Source organism: Candidatus Baltobacteraceae bacterium (assembly GCA_036559195.1).
GTDB lineage: Bacteria > Vulcanimicrobiota > Vulcanimicrobiia > Vulcanimicrobiales > Vulcanimicrobiaceae > JALYTZ01.
Window position 1 is genome coordinate 1 of the sequence record DATBTN010000032.1, and the last position, 19,529, is coordinate 19,529.

A 19,529-nucleotide genomic window follows, 5' to 3' on the forward strand; every position below is an offset into this window, starting at 1 on the left:
GCTCCGTGGCATTTTTTGTACTTCTTGCCGCTGCCGCAGGGGCAGAGGTCGTTTCGCCCGACTTTCGGCTCTTCGCGCTGCTTGGGTTTGGCGGGTTCTTCGCCGTCGCGATTGGTGTGAACGGCGCGCTGCTTCGCCGGCATCGGGCCCAAGAGCGCCTCGGCGGCTTGCGGCAGCATCTCGCCGGTCGGAATCTGCGGAAAGGCCGGCACTTGCGGCGGGTGCTGCGGGACCGGCGCGGTTTGGCCGAGCTGCTCTTGCGACGGTTCGTGTTCGATCACGACGCGGTACGCGCCCTTGATCGCTTCGTCGGCGATATTGCTCTTGAGGTCTTCGAATATCTCGTACGCTTCTTTTTCGTACTCGACGCGCGGGTCGATTTGACCGTAGCCGCGCAGACCGATACCGGTCTTCAAGTGATCCATCACGTAGAGGTGATCGACCCACATGCGATCGATGATCGGCAACAGCAGATACGCCTTCTCCACCACGCGCATGATCTCGGGTGTGACTTCGCGTTCCTTGGCTTCGTACGCCTCAAGCGCTTTGGCTTGCAAGAACTTGCGGATCTCTTCGCGATCCTTCGTCTCGAGATCGGCTAGCGTAACCATCGCCTTAATCGGAAAGATCAGTTCGACCTCGTTGAGGATCTCTTCGAGGTTCCACTCGCTGGGATGCGCGTTCTCCGGCGCGTTCTGGTCGATCGCGTAATCGACTTTCTGCTCCAGGGTCTGCAGCATGAATCCGCGCGAGTCGAACGTACCGTCGAGAATCGCCCGGCGGTCGCCGTAGATCACTTCGCGCTGTTTGTTCATCACGTCGTCGTACTCGAGGACGTGTTTGCGGATCTCGTAGTTGTGGTTCTCGACCTTGCTCTGCGCGCGCTCGAGCGATCCCGAGATCATCTTCGATTCGATCGGCGTCTCGTCGCTGAAGCCGACGCGATCCATGATCGAGTTCATGCGCTCGCCGCCGAAGAGCCGCATCACTTCGTCCTCGAGAGACACGTAAAAGCGGGTCGAGCCCAGGTCGCCCTGCCGGCCCGCGCGGCCGCGCAGTTGATTGTCGATACGGCGCGATTCGTGCCGCTCGGTGCCGATGATCGCGAGGCCGCCGACGTTGGCTACGCCTTCGCCTAACTTGATGTCGGTGCCGCGGCCGGCCATGTTGGTCGCGATCGTCACCTGCCCGGGCTGCCCGGCGTCCTTGATGATCTGCGCTTCTTGTTCGTGATACTTCGCGTTGAGCACGTTGCACTCGACGCCTTGACGGCGCAGCATCGCCGCGAGCAGCTCCGATTTTTCAATCGAGCGCGTACCGACGAGAACCGGGCGCCCCTTGCGATGCTCGGCGATGATCTCGCCGACGACGGCCTCGAACTTCTTCTGCTCCGTTTTGTAGACGATGTCGCCTTGGTCGGCACGCCGGATCGGCATGTTGGTCGGAACCACGACGACGTCGAGGCCGTAGATGTCGCGAAACTCGCGTTCCTCGGTCTTAGCCGTGCCGGTCATGCCCGCGAGCTTATCGTACAAGCGGAAGTAATTCTGAAAAGTGATGGTCGCGAGCGTTTGGTCTTCGCTGCGAACCTTGATGCCTTCTTTGGCCTCGATCGCCTGATGGATGCCGTCGGAGTACCGCCGGCCGTACATCAACCGCCCCGTAAACTCGTCGACGATGATGATCTCGCCGTCTTTGACGATGTATTGCTGATCGCGGTGAAAGAGATTCCACGCTTTGAGCGCGGCGTTGAGTTGATGCGCGAGTTCGATGTTGCGCTGATCGTACAGATTACCGACGCCGAGCATCTTTTCGACTTTCGCTACGCCGGCTTCGGTAATCGGTACCGCGTGCGCTTTCTCATCGACGGTGAAATCGTCGTCCTTTTTTAGCCGCGGAACGATCTTTGCGAAGTTCTCGTAGAGCTCCGTCGGTTCTTGACCCTGTCCGCTGATGATGAGCGGCGTGCGCGCCTCGTCGATGAGGATCGAGTCGACTTCGTCGACGAGCGCGTAGTACAAATTGCGTTGGACCATGTCTTCGAGCTTCCACGCCATGTTGTCGCGCAAGTAGTCGAAGCCCACTTCGTTGTTCGTGATATACGTTACGTCGCACTCGTAGGCGGCGCGCCGCAACGTGGGCTCCAAGTCGTGCTGGATGATACCGACGGTCAGGCCTAAGAACTCGTAGAGCGCTCCCATCCATTCGGCGTCGCGCCTGGCCAGGTAGTCGTTCACAGTAACGACGTGCACGCCGCGCCCCTCGAGCGCGCGTGCGTAAACCGGCAACGTCGCAACGAGCGTTTTGCCTTCGCCGGTCTTCATCTCGGCGATGCGGCCTTCGAAGAGTACTTGGCCGCCCATGATCTGCACGTCGAAGTGGCGCATCCCAAGCACGCGGATACCGGCCTCGCGCACGACGGCGAAGACCTCGGGAAGCATCGTCTCGAGCAGTTCGCCCGCCGCCAAACGGTCGCGAAACTCCGGCGTCTTACCCCGGAGCCCCTCGTCCGAGAGCGCGTGAACTTGGCTCTCTAGCGCGTTGACTTTTTCGACGGTCCGCCGCAGGCGGGCGATCTCTCGCTCATTTCCGTCAAAGAGCGATTTTAGGAATGCCATACGTGTGTAGTAACGTTCTCCGAGCTTCCGAGTTGCACCGTTTAGCGCCGGCGCACGGCGGTTGTGACCTAAGTCGCAAAGGGTAGGGTGATCGAAAAGGTACTTCCTTGATCTTCAACCGAGCTGACATCGATCGCACCGCCGTGGACTTCGACGATCTTGCGCGCGACGTACAATCCAACACCCGAGCCCGCGATGCCCTTCCGACGGGCGTTGCTCGCCCGGCCGAAGCGGGTGAAGACCGCCGAGAGTTCGCCCGGCGGAATGCCGATACCCCGGTCGCGGACCTCGATGCACGCACCGGCCGGCCCGGCACTCAAATTCACGCTCACCTCGCTGCCCGAGTATTTGAGGGCGTTCATCAGCACGTTGTCGAGCACGTGTCCGAAGCGCTGCGTGTCCAACGAGATTGCGATGCGCTCGTCGGGGGCTAGCAAGCGCAGGCGTTTGCCCGCAGGATCGTGCGAAGCAACGCTCGCCCCAACGAACTCGCGCAGGTCGACGACCGTACGATTGAGTGAGAATCCCGCCGCCTGCGTTTGCGCGAGTGCCACGGCATCTTCGGAGAGCCGCACCAGGCGTTGCGTCTGCGAGAAAATGGCCTCCACTTCGGTGCGGCCCTCGGAACTCGACGTTTCGAGCAGCAATTCGCAGTAGCCGGCTATGACGGTCAGCGGGCCTCTAAAATCGTGCGCCAGCATCGCCATAAGATCGTCCTTGAACTCGCTCGACTCCGCGAGCGCGCGCGCCAAACGCGCGATATGTCCGAACGCGATCGCGGTGGCGAGCGAGAGTTCGAGATGGGCCACTAACGTTCGCACGAAGCCGCGTTGCTCGGCGTCGTCCCAATCGATCTCGCCGGACGGCCTAAAGAACGCCGCGAACCCCCAAAGCTCGCCATCGACTCGCAGCGCGACGGCCGTGCCGTCGCCGGCTCCGAAAAGCGCTAACCGGGGCGCCTCGGGCAGATCCGGCGCCCCTAGTACGTCTTGCGATTGCAGCGCTTCGAACTGCGAGGCCTCGATACGCTGCGCGCACGAAAACGCCGCGTCGCCCGCCGCGCGCGCTACGCGCAGAACCGCTTCCTCGCCTTCGAACGCATAGAGCGCGCACGACAGGCGCGCTTCGTGCGAGGCGCTGGCCGCAAATACGACGAGGGTTTCTTCGATCTCGCGCGCGTCGCGAAGCGTGCGGACCACGCGCTCGAGGGCTTCGGCGCGCGAGCGGCGCTGCCGTTCGCTTTGAAAGAGACGCACGTTGGCAAGCGCGAGCCCCACGTGAAATGCGACGGACCGCAGCATCATCAAGTCCACGTCGTCGAACGCTCGCGGGTGCGCGAAATGCAGCGCCATCGCACTCTCGACCTTGCCGTCGATGAGAAACGGCACGATGAGCGCCGATTTCACGCCGTACTCCACGAGGCCCGCATCGTTGGCGGCATCGCCTACCCTAGGCCGCACGATGACGGAGCCCGCGAAGACGCGTTCGAACCACGTCCCCTGCAGCGGAACGATATCTGGAATCGATTGTTCGATCGCGCGATTCTCGGCGAGCGCCACGATCGTCGCAAGGTCGCGGCGGAGACGATTGCGCTCCACCACGATGCAGCGTGCCGCATCGAACGCCTTCCGAACGTCTTCGACGACGACGCGCAGGATCGCATCGCGGTCGAGCGACTTTCGCGTGCGTTCGTTGATCAGCGCGAGTAGATCGCTCTGCCGCGCTTCGCGCTTCGCCGCCGTTATCGTCTCTTCGTGGGCGACGATCGATCCCGCGATCTCCGCATAAGCGCGCAGGTATCGCAACTCCTCGGGCATCGGACACTCGTCGACTTCGAGAACGAGCGCGCCGCGTGCGACGCCTTGGTATTCGAGCGGAATCGCGAGCACGCCGTGATCGACGGGGCGTACGGTCACGCCCGCCAGCGCGCGCGTCTGGGCTCGGGGCACAAAAAAACACCCATCCACGGCAAAGCGCTGGAGTGCGTGTAAGAAAAGACGCGCGACCTCCGGCGTCTTCACGCGGAGCGCAAACCCGCCGGTTCCTTCGGGGGCCGATGCCTCGACCACGCCTTCGTCGGCCATGACCAGCGCCGTGGCCCGAACGAACGAACCGGCGGCCAGCACGTCCCCGGCGAGGGCTCGTGCTTTGGCCGCCGGCGTTGGAATCGTCAAGAGTCGCGTGAGCGACACGAAACGGTCGAGCGCGGCGCGCGACCGCAGATCTTCTAGGGGGATAGCGAGAGCCCGATCGGCGTCCCGGCTTTGAACGGCAGGGTGACGGTCGGCGCAACGTTCCCGTTGGCGTTCGGTGCGAAGATGAGGATCGCGTCCGCGCCCGAGTCGGCGACGTAGAGAGTCCCGTTCGAATCGACTTTAATGTCGGTCGGGAATTTCAGTTGGGTGCTGGCTCCAACGATTTTACGTGTCGCGGCGGCCGCACTCGCGGCGCCCGGTGCGAAGACGTAAATCGCGGGCGTGCCGTTATCGGGATCCGCAACGTAGACGTTCTTATTTGCGTCGACGGCGATGCCGGTCGGCGCGCCGAGCCCGGTAATGGTCTGCGTCGGCGCGATGTTCAATCCGGGAACGGGCGTCGGCGTGGGAGCGGGTGAAGCGCTCGGATTCGCCGTCGGCGTCGCAGTCGGTGCCGGCGATGGCGATCCGGAGGGCGCCGGGACGGGGGTCGGTGCCGGATATACCGTGACGGAACCGCCGCCGCGATTCGCGACGTAGAGATTGTTCGACGCATCGAGCGCCACGCCGGTAGGCGAATTGAGCTGCGTGAGATTTCCCGAGATGACCGTCGGCGCGAAACCGCCGCTCGCGAACACCAACAGCTCGTTGGGCGACGCCGCACTCGGATCCACGTTTGCAACGTAAAACGTGCCGGTTTTTTGGTCGACCGCGATACCACGCGGCTGGGTGAGGCTAGTTCCCGCCCCGGAAACCGTGCCGAACGGAATGACGTCGCCCATCGCGTAGGTTTGATAAATTTGAATCGATGCGCCGTTCGTGCCCGGTTGAGGCGCGGGATTGTAGTTGGTAACGAAGAGGTGCTTGGCCGCATCGAACGCCACGTATTGCGGCCCGCTCAACCCGGTGTTGGCGCCGCCGATGAGGTTGACCGGCGTCGCGCTCGGTTGCGGATTCGGTGCGTAGATGTAGACGGCGTTGTTCGAACTGCTCGCCGCGTAGATTGAATTGGACGCGAAGTTCGGCCCGATGCCCGGGATGCCGCCGCTCGAGAGCGATTTAGTGTCCGACGAACTGCAGGCAGCGACCGCTACCGTGCAGACGAGGCTAAGAAATATGAGGGTGAGGCGTCGCAGCATCGATTCTCCTGGAGGATTCGCGTTCCGCGAATCCGTCGCGTTCGGTTCGGTTTGAAGTCCCAGCGGCTGTTACAATCAAAAAGAATTAGTTTCCTGGATAACTCGCGGGATGGGCCGGCGCGCCGGCCGGCGCCGCCGGCGTAATCGGCCCGGGCGCCGCGTGCTTGCTTTGCCAGGCGGCATAACCGAAAACGAGCACGGCCGCCAGAACCAGAACCGCAAAGACGGCCGTGAGGATCTGCCGGCGCACGTAGGCCGGGCGACTAGATTCCGTATCGATAATCGATCTTGGCATGGCTGGGAGCTAGACTCCGTGCTTGGCGGGGTGGTTGAGTTCTTTGGGGCTGACTCGGGCGAGCAGCTCGCCCACCGTCACGAAACGATATCCGGCTGCCCGGAATCGCGCCACGACCTCCGGCAGCATCTGAATCGTCGCGAGCTTGCCGCTGTGCAGGAGCACGATCTCCGGCGCCGTGGCATGCGCCTCGAGGTGGGAAGCCAGCTGGGCCGCCGTCAGCGTGCGCCAATCGCCCGCATCGTCGGTCCACAAAACCGTCCGGTAGCCGAGCCGCTGCGCGACCTCGATCGTCGCGACGGTATAGCGCCCGTGCGGCGGACGGAAGAGCACGTCGATCGCCGGATCGCGGACGAGCGCATCGAGGACGTCGCGCCCCTTGAGGATCTCCTCGCGAACCTGATCGGGCGTCTCCTGATCGAGGTTGGGGTGCGTGTAGGTGTGGTCGGCGATTTCGTTGCCCCCGGCCTCGACCCGCCTGGCTAGTTCCGGCCACTGTTCCGCGTCGCGGCCGATAAGGAAGAACGTCGCCTTGGCGTGCAGGCGCGCGAGTTCGTCGAGCAGTAGCGGCGTCATCACCGGATACGGGCCGTCGTCGAAGGTCAGTGCGATCAGTTTGGGGCGGTCGGCGCGATTGTCGGCCGCGTGTTCGTGCAACACGCGGCGAACGCGCGTCGCGAACGACGGCGCGATCGCTTCCTGTGCGTTCATCTTGGGAGTGATGAGCGCCGGCTGGAGATGCGTTGAATGCACGAAGAGCCGCCACGTACCGAGTCCGGCCAATGCGACGAGGACGGCGATCGCGGTTAGGATCCATCGGCGTGAGGTCACGGTTGGGCCGAAGCTTGCCGCCCGAGCAGCGTCGCTACGTCTTGACCCACGATGACCGTTACGTCGCTCACCGGAGGCGCCGCTGCGCTCGGCGATGCGACGACCGGCGCGTCTTGAACGACGGTCGCTTTACTCGCCACCACGCCGAGCGCGCGACGAACTTTCGAGGCGGCAAACGTGATGCTGGAGTGTTCGTGAAACTGGGTGGTCAGCACGCCTAAAGCCGGGGCATTGCCGACCGCGCCGATCGTAAAGCCCTTCGCCTTCAGTAGTGCGGCGACGCGCTTACCCAGACCCGGCACGTCCGTTCCGTTCTCTACATCGACGCGCACTTGGGCGGCCGCGATAGCGGCGAGCGCGCTCGCGGCCGGGGAGGGTTGCGGCTGCGGCGGGTCGAGCAGCATGGTCTTTACCAGTCGCGCGCGCTCGCTTTCATTGGGAACGATCGCATCGCCGCCGTCGGCCAACACCACGTCCGAGACGTACGGCACTTGAGCCGTCTTGATGCCGTCTTTCGGGATGCCGGCAAAGGCATTGGCGATGCTGAGTTCTTCGGCGCTCGTGAAGTTCGTCGTCACGTTCTTATTGAACGCGCCGGCGAGATCGGTGATGTGCAGCAGCGTATTGAGCTTGTTGGCTTTAAGTTTGTCGACGAGCGCGTGCAGGACTTCCTGTTGACGCATGATGCGGCACGGATCTCCGCAGTAGTCGTGACGAAACCGCATGTACCCGACGGCCTGCGCGCCGTCGAGATGCTGCAATCCCGGCTTGAGATGGATGTAGAGGTGCCCCCACGTGTCGACGTAATCGAGCGGACCGTTGGGTCCCGTGTGCTGCAGCGCGTTCGAGTTCATGACGACGACGTTCACGCCGCCCACGGCGTTGATGAAATCCTTAGCCGTGTTCGCACGAAAGATCACGTATCGATCGAAGCCGGGGATTCCGAGCCACTTGGAAATAACCGCCTGCGCTTCACGCGTGCCGCCGTCCGATTGCGCTTGATTGATCTTGGCTTGCGTTCCGTTCGGCAGCGTCGCGACCATATCGCGCGGAATCGAAAGCTCGTAGACGCGATCGTTTTTGAAATCGAGATTGACCGCCCAAATCACGTCGCTGCGCGCCTGCGAAGAATACTCTTCGTCCTTCGCGTTATAGTCGTAGTCGAGCCCCTCGACGAGCACGAGCAATTGGTCTTTTCCGAAGACTTGCTGCGGCGGAGGTGCGATCGGCTGCACCAACACCTGGAACGGATTCTGGTGCTTTACCATGGCAATGCCGCCGACAACTCCGGCCAGCACCAAGAGCGCCACGCCGATGGTCGCCGCAATCGTGCGCAAGAAACTGCCGTCGCGGACCGGCGCTTCGGCCGGGGGGGCCATGTGCTTACCCAATGAGGATGCGTTCCTTTATAACGGCGCGGCCGTGGAAATCGAATGGCCCGTGTCCGTCGAGCGTCACCTCGACAAAATCGCCGACGTTTGCCTCGCCGGTGAAATAAATGCCGCCGTCGACACCCGGCGCCTCGCCGGCCGATCGGCCGAACCACGCCTGGCTCGCGCCGAGCTGCGCCCGGAACGGATCGCCCTTACGGAGCGTTCGCCGCTCCTCGACAAGCACTCGAACCGTCTGCCCGAGACGTTTGGCCCGCGCCTTCTCCGATGCGATTCGCTGCGCTTCGCGCAGACGCACCAGCCGCCGTCGCTTCTCCCGCGCCGGAACTTGTGCACCTAACGTCGCGCCCGGCGTTCCTTCTTCGGGACTGTACTCAAAAAAGCCGACTCGATCGAGTTGCGCGCGCCCGATCCACTCTTCTAAATACTCCACGTGTTCCTGGGTCTCGCCTGGGAATCCGACGATAAACGTGGAGCGCATGGTCACGCCCGGAACGCGCTCGCGGAACTCGTCGATGATCTCGAGATACCGCTCGCCGTTGCTCGGACGGAGCATCGCGCGCAGCACCTCGGGATGGGCGTGCTGCAAGGGCATGTCCATGTACTTACAGACCTTCGGCAGGCGCGCCATCGCGTCGATCAGTTCGCTATCGACGGTGGCCGGGTACAAATAGAGCAGGCGGATCCACTCGATGCCCTCGACGGCGGAAAGCTCCTCGAGCAGCCGCGCGAGCCCGCCGCGCCGCATTCCGCGATCGCGCCCCCACATCGACGTATCTTGCGCGATGAGGATCAGCTCTTGCGTCCCGCCGGCGGCCAGGGCGCGCGCTTCTTTGAGAATCGACTCTTCACTGCGGCTGCGGAATTTGCCGCGCAGCTGCGGGATGATGCAGAACGTGCACGGGTGGTCGCAGCCTTCCGCGATCTTTAGATACGCGCTCGCTCGCCCGGTCGTCACGAGCCGCGGCAGAAAATCGTGTTCGGGCTCGGCATCGAACTGCAAGCGAACCGGATGATGGCCCGCCCGAGCGTCGTCCAACAACTCGACGATGCCGGCATACGCTCCGGTGCCGACGACGCCGTCGATCTCCGGCACGAGCGATTGCAACTGCTCGCCGAAACGCTGCGCGAGACAGCCGGCCACGATGAGCTGCTGGTCGCGCCCTTTGCGCGCGGCGTGCTCCATAATGACATCGGTCGATTCGGCCTTGGCGGGATCGATGAACGCGCACGTGTTGATTACGACGGTATCGGCGAGCGCGCTCTGCGGTTCGAGCTGCCAACCGGCTTCGGCGAGCTTCGCGATCATCACTTCGGTATCGACGAGGTTCTTGGCACAGCCCAGCGAGACGAACGAGACTTTGTTCGGCAAGCGGCTACCGGTAGTTCACGAACTGCAGCGGCAATTCGTACTCCATGCTCTTGAGGTGAGCGATCACCGCCTGCAGATCGTCCCGGTTCTTCGAAGAGATGCGAATTTGCTCGTCCTGATATTGGGCGGTGACTTTGAGCTTGAGCGCCTTGATCGCTTCCATCAGCGGCTTGCTCTTGTCTTTGGGGATGCCGTTATGCAGCGTGATTTTTTGGCGCACGGTGTCGCCGCCGGCCGGCTCGACCTTGCCGAAATCGAAGGCCTTGATCTCGATGCCGCGCTTGAGCGCTTTCGATTGCAGAATGTCGATGACGTTTTTCATCTTCAGCTCGTCGTCGGAGGTCACCGTGATCAGCGCTTTACCGTCATAATCGATCTCGGTCTTGGTGCCCTTAAAATCGAACCGGCCGGCGATTTCTTTTCGCGCCTGGTTTAGGGCGTTATCGAGTTCTTGTTGATCGATTTTCGATACAACATCGAACGAGGCATCGCTTGGCAAGGGTGACTCCTACAGGGTGAACGATTTTTCGGCGACGTCGCCGGTCGCTCCCAGCTTCCCAACGGGCTTTCCGTCGACGACGATCTCGACGCCGCCGGCGTTGCCGACGCGCACGAGGGCCGACTTTCCGTGGAACGTCTTGTCGGTCCCGGCTGGAAACGTACCTTCAATACTAACATTTCCGTCAACCGTGACCCGTAGCCACGAGGGTGCGGTGAGGTGGATCGCTAGCGTCGCCGAGCTGGCGAGCAGCGCGCTTGGCTCGGGCGAGGGCGAGGGGGTTGAGCCCAGGCCCGATGCCGCCGCGGGCGCGCTGCCGGCGGGGCTAACGGAGGCCGCGGGCGAGGCAACCGCGACCGCCCGCGGGCCGCCCTTCGGCGGAGCGACGAACAGGTAGATCACAAAGGCGATCAGGGCGAGGGCGACCGCGCTCGCGACCCAGAGCAGCGGGGAGAGATTGCGGCCGGAGTTCAGCAGCGCCGCCTGGTCGGCATTCGACTCGGCCATAGCCGGCGTCAGCGCGCTTGCGCCGCCGGTCGAGTTGAACTCCGTGACGGCGTCTTCGGGGTCCAGCCCCAGAAAGCGCGCGTAGGTGCGCAAGAAGCCGCGAATATAGACGGGCGCGCCGATCGAAGGCCAGTTCTCCTCCTCGATGGCCGCGAGGTACACCGATCGGATTCGAATCTGCTCGGCGACATCCGAAAGCGTTAGACCGCGCTGCTCGCGCGCGGTGCGAAAGCGTTCACCCAGCGACATTGGGGCTTCTGTTAGCCCCTCCATGGTGTTATCCTGTCCATCGGAACGATGAAGAAAGCACGCGTAATCGCCGCGATGAGCGGCGGCGTCGATTCGGCGGTGGCCGCGGGCCTGCTCTCGGAGGCAGGTTACGAGGTCATCGGCGTGACGATGAAGATGTATTCGCCGACCAAACCCGCGCACGCCAAGAGCTGTTGCGGGATCGACGATTTCGACGACGCACGCCGCAGCGCGGCGGTACTTGGCATTCCGCATTACGTGCTGAATTTCGAAGAGACGTTTCGCCGCACCGTCGTCGACCGCTTCGTCGACGACTACGTCTCGGGGCGAACGCCCAATCCGTGCGTTTCGTGCAACAATTTCGTGAAGCTCGGAACGCTGAGCAAATACGCCGATTCGCTCGGAGCGGCGTACGTCGCAACCGGGCACTACGCGCGATTAGAACATCGCGATGACGGCCCGCACTTGTTTCGCGGCGAGCACGCAAAAGACCAGGCCTACGCGCTCGCACAACTCAAACCCGAGCAACTCGCAAAGCTGCTGCTTCCGCTCGGCGGCTTAGACAAGGCGAGCACGCGCGATCACGCGCGGCGCCTGGGGCTGCCCGTGCACGACAAAACCGAGTCACAGGATATCTGCTTCGTGGAAGGCGGCGACTATCGCGAGATCCTCAGCCGCGCGCGCCCGGAGGTTCGCAGCGAGGGCGACATCCGCAGCGGCGACGGGACGCTCGTCGGCCGGCACGCCGGTATCGTCAACTACACGATCGGCCAACGCCAGGGTCTTCCATCGAGCGGCGACGGTCCACGATACGTCACGCGCATCGACGCCGCCAGCAATACGATCGTGATCGGGCGCGAGGAAGAGCTTGCCGCGCGCGGATTGACCGCGAACGAAGTCAACGTCATTCGTCCCGAACGATTCGGACGACCGGAAACGCCCGTTCTCGCGATGGTGCGCTATCGGGCCACGCCCGCGCCGGCCCGCGCGACGCTTGACTCCGGCGATAGCCTTTCAATCCAATTCGACGAACCGCAACGCGCCGTCGCGCCCGGCCAACTCGTCGCGCTCTTCGACGAACGCGGCGAAGAAGTACTCGGCGCAGCCACCATCGTCACCGCGCTCTAAGCGCGCCTGTCATCCTGAGCTTGTCGAAGGTCGGAGCTCGTCGAAGGACGGGGGGAAGTGGACGTCTTCTACGCGTTCGTAGATTGCGAAGCGCTTGTCGAGTGCGGTGATGGCGAAGAGCTTGCGAATCGATGGCTTCGTGACGACGATCGCGAGGTGGCCGGCGCGTTCCTTGAGCTGTTTGCCGAGGCGCACGATCGCGCTCAAGCCGGTGGAGTCGATGAACTCGAGCCGCACGAGATCGAGGATCACGCGATTGGCAACGATTCCGACCTCGTCGAGACGCTCGCGCACGATATCCGCATTCGCAAGGTCGAGTTCGCCCGTCATTTCGACGACGGCCGGATTGCCGGAAGCGGGATCGAATACGATCGTGACGGCTACGGTTTCGTGCATGGCTTCTCCATCTATTGGTAGATGCCGCGTTCGCGGGTACGCAGCAATTCGCCCAGCGCGTCTATCAGAACTGCCTTCTTGCTCGCCGCGTCGGCTTCTTCGTATCGGGGATAAGCCTCGTCGAGTAATTTCTTGAGGCCTTCCCGCACGAGTTCCTTGGATTCGTCGGAGGCGGGCGCCGCCGTTGAAGCCGTTGGGTGGAGGTAGGCGTCAATTTTACCACATTCGAGTAAACGCAAGATCGTGTGCTCGCAGGTCGTGCGCTGGTAGACGTTGCGCCGCGAACGCGACTCGGGAAAACTCCGGCGCGTTCGCACGAAGAACCCATATTCCTCGAGTACGGCGATCGATTCGAAGACCATGGTCGTACTCAACAACCCGAGATCCTTACGGATTTGCTCGATCGTTGGGTGGCAGGCGCTCGAGTCGTCGCAGAGCATGGTCAGGTAGACGTACATCGAGACTTGCCGCGGATTTAAAACGTGAAAAAGAAAGCCGCTCCACCATGCCGGTAACTCCGCGTACGGCGCGCACTCTTGGCCGGGAGCCGTATCGCAATCCACAGAACGCCCGTTCTAAGCGAGCGACCCAGCGCCTTTGGAGGCAAGGGTACAATAATTTGGATGCCGCGGCGATTTACGCGCTCGCAAGCGCCACGTCGTCTCGCACGTTCCAGTACGTGTCGCGAATCACGGGTCGAAAGCCGGCGGTAACGACCAGCTCTTCCAATTGCTTGCGCGTCGCTTCGTTCGTCGAGCCGGCATCGTGTACGACTTGCTCCTCGAGGATGGTGCCGCCCATATCGTCGCATCCGTAAAAGAGTGCGAGTTGGCCCATTTTCAGTCCCGGCGTCAGCCACGAGGCTTGCAGATGCGGGAAATTATCCAAGTACAGGCGCGAGATTGCGAGCACGCGCAGATACTCGAGGCCCGTAGCTTCCTTGCCGCGCAGCGGCGTCTTCCACGGCACGTAGTACCATGGGATGAAGGCGGTAAACCCGGCGGTTTCGTCTTGAAGGGCGCGCAGCACGTCGAGGTGCTCGATGCGCTCTTCGTCGGTCTCGATCGATCCGAACATCATCGTCGCCGTGGTCGGCATGCCGAGGAGCTGCGCTTCGCGCATCACGCCGAGCCATACGTCCGGCGTTACCTTGCGCGCGCTAATGCGCTTGCGGACGCGTTCGACCAATATCTCCGCGCCCGCACCCGGCAGCGACTTCATGCCCGCCGCCTTCAACCGAACGAGGACGTCGTGCGTCGGCATCTTCTCCACGTTCGCGAGCCCGATAACTTCCGAGACCGAGAGCGAATGGATGTCGACGTTCGGATACTCCATGCGTACGCGATTGAAGAGCGCCTCGAACCATTCCAAGTGGAGTTCGGGATTGACGCCGCCTTGAATCATGATCTGCGTCGCGCCCTGGTCGGCGGCATACTTGACGCGCGCGAGCACCTGGTCGTGCGACATCGTGTAGCCTTCTTTGTGCTTCTCCGGCCGAAAGAACGCGCAGAACGTGCAATGCACGTTGCAGACGTTGGTGTAGTTGATCGTCGTATCGATCACGTACGTTACGTCGTTCGTGGGATAGAGCTGCATGCGGCGCGCGTTCGCCGCCGCGCCGAGCGCGTGAAGGTCGGCCTCTTTGTAAAGCCGGACGCCCTCGTCGAAACTCAAACGGCCGCCGTTTGCGGCCTTATCCAGCAGATTAGCGAGAGACACCGAGGACCTCCGGTACGACTGGCGGCAGCGCATCGATGGCGCCGACCGCTAGCAATTCGCGGCAGAATGCGGCTAAGCCGCTCTGCGCCGCTAAGTGAAACGTGAAGTTAAGTTTGGCGTAATACTGCTCGTAAAATCCCGGCGGTCGCGGCCGGATGGCCTGCGCCTGCTCGACGATCCGATCTCGCGATGCGCGGCCCCACGAATAGGCGTCGGTCAGGGCGTGCATGCACGCACGAACCTCCTCGAGACGCGTTTGGTAGATGTCGCGCCGCGCCACCCACACGGCCGTAATCGACTGCTCGCCGGTCCACGCGCGCCACAGACTTCCGAGGTCGTAGACGTGCTCCGGTTCGAAGATGAAGTGCGCGTCGATGGCGGTATCGCCGATTACCATCGCGGGTGCTCCGGCGCGCGCGCGGGCGAGCGGATCGTCGTCGTCGACGAACTCGGCTCGCACGCCGTACCGGCGTTCGAGCAGAACGCGCAGCAGATTTCGGCCGCTCTCCGACTCGCGCGTCGTCGCGATTTTCACGCCGTCGAGCAGCGCCGGCGGCGTTTGCGAGACGAGCAACACCGAAACGATTTCATCGCGGGCGCCGATGCAGAGATCGGGCAGCAGCACGTAATGCTCCGCGTCGCGCGCGTACGCAAACGCGCTGATCGGCCCCATGTCCAGCTCGTTCGAACGCATCATCGCGTTGAGCCGCGCCGGGACATCCGCATAGAGCGTGCCGGGATATGCCACCGCACCCGCGTCGAACGCTCCAAAGATCGGCAGATCGTTCACGTAACGCATCCGCGACGAACGCAGGCTGGTTGCCATCATGCTTCGATCAGTTCGCGTTCGGGGGGAGTCCAGTCGTGGGGGAACTCTTCGTAGGTCGAGTTGCGGCGAACGGGTTCGTAGCCGGCCTGTTCGATCAACGCGCGGAAGGTGCGATCGTCGACGAATTGGCCGGACTGCGTGCCGGCGGAGTGATAGATCATCTCCTCGTCGGTCGAGCCGTGCGTGCCGTCCATATCGTCGGCCCCAAATTGCAAGGCAACCTGGCAGACCTTGAGACCCTGAATCATCCAGTACGCCTTGATGTGATCGAAGTTATCGAGCATCAAGCGCGCGACCGCGAAGGTACGGATATCGTCGAGTCCGGTCGTCCACCCACAGTCGTTGAGCTCGTTGCCGTCGGGATGGAACGCGAGCGGAATAAAAGCGTTGAATCCGGGCGAGCGCTCTTGCGACTCGCGCAGGCGCACGAGGTGGTCGACGCGATCTTCGAGCGATTCGATTTGACCGTAGAGCATCGTCGCGTTCGATGCGACGCCTTGACGATGCAGCTCTTCGTGAATCGCAAGCCAATTCTCAGAGTTGACTTTGCCGGGGCAGATCTTCTTGCGCGTCTCCTCGGCAAAAATCTCCGCGCCGCCGCCGTTGACGTTATCGAGTCCGGCTTCTTTGAGCATCGCGATCAACGCGGCGAACGACAGGCGATGTCGCTTGGCCATGTATTCGATTTCGGCTGCGGTGAACAGCGAGAGCTGCACGTGCGGCAGCGCTTCTTTGAAGCGGCGCATTAACGGCAGCCAATAGTCGAGCGAGAGTTGCCGTGGATCGTGACCGCCCACGATGTGGACCTGATTGAAGTTCGTCCCGGTTTCGAGCGCCTTCTCGAACACGACGTCCGCGGGCATCCGAACGACGCGCTCCTTCTCCTTGAATTCATCGACGGCAAACGAGCAAAACTTGCAGCCCGCGTAGCAGACGTTGGTGGAGTTAATGTAGCGGTTGAGGACGTAGAACACTTTCTTACCGCTCTTGCGTTCTTTGACCGCGCGCGCCATGCGACCGAGCGTATGGATGTCCGGCGTGCGGTAGAGCGTCAGACCGTCCGCAAGTGAGAGCGGAACGCCCTCCTCGACTTTATGTTCGATCGCCTTGAGCGCGGGATCCATCGTGTGAGCTTCCTTAAAGTGGTGATTGACGGCGGGACCGTCTGCTTCGTACTCTACGGCGGCTCCCCCCGCAGGGCAACGACTTTTACGATCCCGTTGCGAAAAGGCCGGGTTGCGCGTTGTCGTCGCGCCCCAAGCGCGAGGCGATCTGCTCGAGTTCGCCGAGGCCGATGATGATACGGCGCGGTTTCGTGCCCTCGTGCGGTCCGACGACCTTAAAGTCCTCGAGTTGTTTCATGACGCGCACCGCCCGCGGATGCCCGATCGAAAAGTTTGCCTGTAAGGCGGCCGTCGAAGCAACGGTACTTTCGATGATAAATTTCGCCGCTTCGTAGCAGAGCGGATCGGTGTCCTTGCGCTTCTCGTCTTCGTCGGAGACCGGCGTGACCTCAACGTCGAGCAGATTCTCCGGTCGCGCCTGTTTCGCCCAAAAGTCGACGAGCCGGTTGACCTCGGTGCCGGTGATGAGCGCCCCTTGCGAGCGGACCGGTTTGGGCGCATCGATGGGTAAGTAGAGCATGTCGCCGCGGCCGAGCAGCCGTTCCGCCCCGGCCATATCGAGAATCGTGCGCGAGTCCACTTGCGAGCTGACCGCGAAGGCGATGCGCGACGGGATGTTCGCTTTGATGAGCCCGGTGATAACGTCGACCGAGGGGCGCTGCGTCGCAACGACGAGATGGATGCCGGTCGCACGCGCCAGTTGCGCGAGCCGCATGATCGTCGTTTCCACCTTCGCCGGCGCGACCAGCATCAAATCGGCGAGTTCGTCGATGATCACGACGACGAAGGGCAGCTTCTCGTCGGGATACTTGGCGTTATACTCTTCGATCTTCCGCACGCCCGCTTTCGCGAAGCGCTCGTAGCGCGTATCCATCTCTTTGGTCATCTCGAAGAGCGCGCCCGCGGCCATGCGCGCATCGGTGATCACGTCCTTGATCAAATGCGGAATGCCATTGTAAACGGTCAGTTCCACGCGTTTGGGATCGATCATCAACATCTGTACTTGATCCGGCGTGGCACTTACGAGCAGCGACGCGATGATCGTATTGAGACAGACCGATTTCCCCGACCCGGTCGCGCCCGCCACCAGAAGATGCGGCATCTTGCCGAGATCGCCGAAGACCGGCCGGCCGGTAATATCTTTCCCGAGCGCCATCCAGAGCGGCGGCACTTGACCGCGGTGCGGCAACGCTTCGAAAATCTCGCGAATCGCGACGATCGAAACCGTTTTGTTGGGAACCTCGATACCGACGGCCGACTTGCCGGGAATCGGGGCTTCGATCCGCACGCTCGTCGCCGCAAGCGCTAACGCGATATCGTCGGCGAGCGATGCGATGCGCGAGATTTTCACACCGCGGTCGGGTTTGAGCTCGTACCGGGTGATCGAGGGTCCGCGCTCGATGTGAACGACCTTGGCCGTGACGCCGAAGGACGCGAGCGTATCTTCTAAGACGTGCGAACGCGTCGAGTCGTCGGCAACCTGCGCCTGCGGCGGATCGAACATCGCCAAATCCGGCAGCGAATACACCCGATGCGCATCGGGCTGATGATACATCCCCGCCGCCTCATACCCACTGTCATCCTGAGCTTGTCGAAGGACGGGTCGAACGTCGTCCTCGACCACGACGGTCGGCGGGATCGGCGGCAAGAAGGGCTCGACGGGCACGATCGCCGTCGCCGAGTCATCGAAAAAGCTCGCCGCTTTCTTCGGCGTTTTTGTTTCGGCCGGTAGCGCGAATGCGTCGCGAAGATTGGCGTGCCCCGGCGGCAGCGAAACGTTCAATTTCGGCAAGCGAAGCCCACGAGCGCCGATCACGAGCGCCCCGATCATCTTCTTCACCGACACGTTGGTGATCCAGACGGTCAGCAACACGGCCACGAGGCCGAGCACGATGCGCTCGCCGGCAACGCCGACCAGCGCCCGCAGCGCGAACCAAATGCCGCGTCCGACCCAGCCGCCGCGGCCCCCGAATGCCGTATCGATGACCAAGAAATAGCCGAGCGCCGCTAAGCCAAAAGTCGCCATCAGCCGCGGAACGTTGATCTCCAGAAAAATAATGCCGCCGAATAAGGCGACCAGCACCGGGAAAAGCGGAGCGGCCCCTCCAAAAAGGAGGTGCAAGACGTGTGCCGTTGCCGAGCCGATTATTCCGGCGCGTGACGGTGGGACGGCGAGCGCGATTCCTAACAGAACGGCGAGACCGATCGCGGCGATGCCGGCGATCTCGAAGTTGAGTCGTGTTCTCGCGGTCGCCTTACGGCGTACGCGTGCCATGGAAGCATTGTTTTCGTCACCGCAATAGGAGTTCATTTGACCCCGCCAACCATCGTCGTCCTTGAGGGCGATCAGACCGGCCAGGAATTACTGCTCGAATCGCTGCGCGTGCTCGACAAGTCGGTCATCGACGTCGAACTCGCCTTCGAACGCTACGACCTCTCGCTCGAGAACCGGCGCGCGACCAACAACGCCGTCGTCACCGAGGCGGCCGCGGCAATGACGCGCACGCGCTTCGGCCTCAAGGCGGCGACCATCACGCCCGAGATCAAGGGCGATGTCGGCTCGCCCAACGCGATCCTGCGCAAGGCGATCGACGGCAAGGTCATCGTACGCACGGGCCGCAGGCTTCCGGGCGTGCGCCCCGTCGCCGGTATCCACGCGCCGATCTCGGTGGTGCGTATGGCCGTGGGCGATGCCTACGGCGCGAAGGAATGGCGCGAAGGCGAGGGCGCCGACGAAGTTGCGTATCGCACCGAATCGATCTCGCGCGGCGTCTGCCGCGTCGTTTCCGAATATGCGTTCGTTCACGCCGCGAAGATGGGTGCGAAAGTCTTTGGCGGTCCGAAATACACGGTCAGCCCGATCTACGAAGGAATGTTAAAAGAGGAGATGGACGCGGCCGCCGCCCGCCATCCGGGCGTGACCTACGACCCGCAGCTCATCGACGCGACCTACGCGCTGCTGCTGAGCAACGCGGGAGACGAACCGCTGGTCATCCCTTCGCTCAATCGCGATGGCGATTGCCTCTCCGACCTGGTGATGCAGCTCTTCGGCTCGATCGCCGGCGCCGAGTCCACGCTGCTGGGTTTCGACGAGAACCTCAAGCCCTCGGTCGTCATGGCCGAGGCTCCGCACGGCACCGCCCCGCGCCTCTACGGCAAGAACGTCGCCAACCCGATGGCCATGATCCTAGCGGTCGGCGCGCTTCTCTCGTATATCGACGACAAACGCGCTCAAAA

The 19,529-nt window shown here is 62.7% G+C and carries 17 protein-coding genes; 2 read left to right on the forward strand and 15 right to left on the reverse strand.

The window, feature by feature from the left end:
• The 9 genes from secA to VIG32_03630 all read right to left on the reverse strand — a co-directional run.
• The coding region (gene secA / locus VIG32_03590; protein HEY8297088.1) for a preprotein translocase subunit SecA at window positions 1–2,618 on the reverse strand (2,618 nt) is incomplete at its 3' end.
• Between the two features lie 68 nt (window positions 2,619–2,686).
• Window positions 2,687–4,810, reverse strand: a complete 2,124-nt coding sequence (locus VIG32_03595) for an ATP-binding protein (GenBank protein HEY8297089.1) — start codon at window positions 4,808–4,810, stop codon at window positions 2,687–2,689.
• 35 nt (window positions 4,811–4,845) lie between these two features.
• Window positions 4,846–5,952, reverse strand: a complete 1,107-nt coding sequence (locus VIG32_03600; GenBank protein ID HEY8297090.1) for an NHL repeat-containing protein — start codon at window positions 5,950–5,952, stop codon at window positions 4,846–4,848.
• An 85-nt stretch (window positions 5,953–6,037) separates the two neighbouring features.
• The gene (locus VIG32_03605; protein HEY8297091.1) at window positions 6,038–6,247 is read right to left on the reverse strand and encodes a hypothetical protein; all 210 of its coding nucleotides are present in this window, start codon (window positions 6,245–6,247) and stop codon (window positions 6,038–6,040) included.
• 9 nt (window positions 6,248–6,256) lie between these two features.
• Entirely contained in the window at window positions 6,257–7,078 is an 822-nt protein-coding gene (locus VIG32_03610) for a polysaccharide deacetylase family protein (protein HEY8297092.1), read from the reverse strand.
• On the reverse strand, window positions 7,075–8,469 hold the full coding sequence (locus VIG32_03615; GenBank protein ID HEY8297093.1) for an LCP family protein: 1,395 nt from the start codon (window positions 8,467–8,469) through the stop codon (window positions 7,075–7,077). Before VIG32_03615 ends, VIG32_03610 begins: the two co-directional genes overlap by 4 nt.
• On the reverse strand, window positions 8,462–9,841 hold the full coding sequence (gene rimO, locus VIG32_03620) for a 30S ribosomal protein S12 methylthiotransferase RimO (GenBank protein HEY8297094.1): 1,380 nt from the start codon (window positions 9,839–9,841) through the stop codon (window positions 8,462–8,464). The genes VIG32_03615 and rimO overlap by 8 nt, the downstream gene beginning before the upstream one ends.
• A 4-nt stretch (window positions 9,842–9,845) precedes the next feature.
• Window positions 9,846–10,340 (reverse strand): YajQ family cyclic di-GMP-binding protein, encoded by a 495-nt coding sequence (locus tag VIG32_03625; GenBank protein ID HEY8297095.1) that lies wholly within the window; start codon window positions 10,338–10,340, stop codon window positions 9,846–9,848.
• Window positions 10,341–10,349: 9 nt separating this feature from the next.
• Window positions 10,350–11,096 (reverse strand): RodZ domain-containing protein, encoded by a 747-nt coding sequence (locus VIG32_03630; protein HEY8297096.1) that lies wholly within the window; start codon window positions 11,094–11,096, stop codon window positions 10,350–10,352.
• Between the two features lie 48 nt (window positions 11,097–11,144).
• On the opposite strand from VIG32_03630, the gene mnmA reads away from it, so the two are divergent.
• Complete coding sequence (mnmA, locus tag VIG32_03635; GenBank protein HEY8297097.1) at window positions 11,145–12,224, forward strand: tRNA 2-thiouridine(34) synthase MnmA; 1,080 nt, start codon at window positions 11,145–11,147, stop codon at window positions 12,222–12,224.
• A gap of 9 nt (window positions 12,225–12,233) precedes the next feature.
• Here the strand turns inward: mnmA and VIG32_03640 are convergent, their stop codons facing one another.
• The 6 genes from VIG32_03640 to VIG32_03665 all read right to left on the reverse strand — a co-directional run bounded on the left by VIG32_03640 (window position 12,234) and on the right by VIG32_03665 (window position 18,567).
• Window positions 12,234–12,620: an STAS domain-containing protein gene (locus tag VIG32_03640; protein HEY8297098.1), complete on the reverse strand. Its 387-nt coding sequence runs from the start codon at window positions 12,618–12,620 to the stop codon at window positions 12,234–12,236.
• Window positions 12,621–12,631: 11 nt separating this feature from the next.
• Window positions 12,632–13,183, reverse strand: a complete 552-nt coding sequence (locus VIG32_03645) for a hypothetical protein (protein ID HEY8297099.1) — start codon at window positions 13,181–13,183, stop codon at window positions 12,632–12,634.
• Between the two features lie 73 nt (window positions 13,184–13,256).
• Window positions 13,257–14,339 (reverse strand): cyclic dehypoxanthinyl futalosine synthase, encoded by a 1,083-nt coding sequence (gene mqnC / locus VIG32_03650; protein HEY8297100.1) that lies wholly within the window; start codon window positions 14,337–14,339, stop codon window positions 13,257–13,259.
• A complete protein-coding gene (locus VIG32_03655) occupies window positions 14,326–15,168 on the reverse strand; it encodes a menaquinone biosynthesis protein (GenBank protein ID HEY8297101.1) in 843 nt (280 codons plus the stop codon). The genes mqnC and VIG32_03655 overlap by 14 nt, the downstream gene beginning before the upstream one ends.
• Window positions 15,165–16,292, reverse strand: coding sequence for a CofH family radical SAM protein (locus tag VIG32_03660; protein HEY8297102.1), 1,128 nt, complete (start codon window positions 16,290–16,292; stop codon window positions 15,165–15,167). The genes VIG32_03655 and VIG32_03660 overlap by 4 nt, the downstream gene beginning before the upstream one ends.
• Before the next feature lie 85 nt (window positions 16,293–16,377).
• Window positions 16,378–18,567 carry a DNA translocase FtsK gene (locus VIG32_03665; protein ID HEY8297103.1) on the reverse strand — a complete coding sequence of 730 codons (2,190 nt, stop codon included), beginning with the start codon at window positions 18,565–18,567 and terminating at the stop codon, window positions 16,378–16,380.
• A gap of 36 nt (window positions 18,568–18,603) precedes the next feature.
• Here VIG32_03665 and VIG32_03670 point away from each other — a divergent pair.
• A partial coding sequence (locus tag VIG32_03670) for an isocitrate/isopropylmalate family dehydrogenase (protein ID HEY8297104.1) occupies window positions 18,604–19,529 on the forward strand: 926 nt, incomplete at its 3' end.

Bases quoted from the DNA above. Each gene is read 5' to 3' on its own strand.
- VIG32_03600 (HEY8297090.1), bottom strand. From the start codon at position 5,952: ATGCTGCGACGCCTCACCCTCATATTTCTTAGCCTCGTCTGCACGGTA.
- VIG32_03605 (HEY8297091.1), bottom strand. From the start codon at position 6,247: ATGCCAAGATCGATTATCGATACGGAATCTAGTCGCCCGGCCTACGTG.
- VIG32_03630 (HEY8297096.1), bottom strand. From the start codon at position 11,096: ATGTCGCTGGGTGAACGCTTTCGCACCGCGCGCGAGCAGCGCGGTCTA.
- mnmA (HEY8297097.1), top strand. From the start codon at position 11,145: ATGAAGAAAGCACGCGTAATCGCCGCGATGAGCGGCGGCGTCGATTCG.
- VIG32_03640 (HEY8297098.1), bottom strand. From the start codon at position 12,620: ATGCACGAAACCGTAGCCGTCACGATCGTATTCGATCCCGCTTCCGGC.
- VIG32_03655 (HEY8297101.1), bottom strand. From the start codon at position 15,168: ATGATGGCAACCAGCCTGCGTTCGTCGCGGATGCGTTACGTGAACGAT.
- VIG32_03660 (HEY8297102.1), bottom strand. From the start codon at position 16,292: ATGGATCCCGCGCTCAAGGCGATCGAACATAAAGTCGAGGAGGGCGTT.
- VIG32_03665 (HEY8297103.1), bottom strand. From the start codon at position 18,567: ATGGCACGCGTACGCCGTAAGGCGACCGCGAGAACACGACTCAACTTC.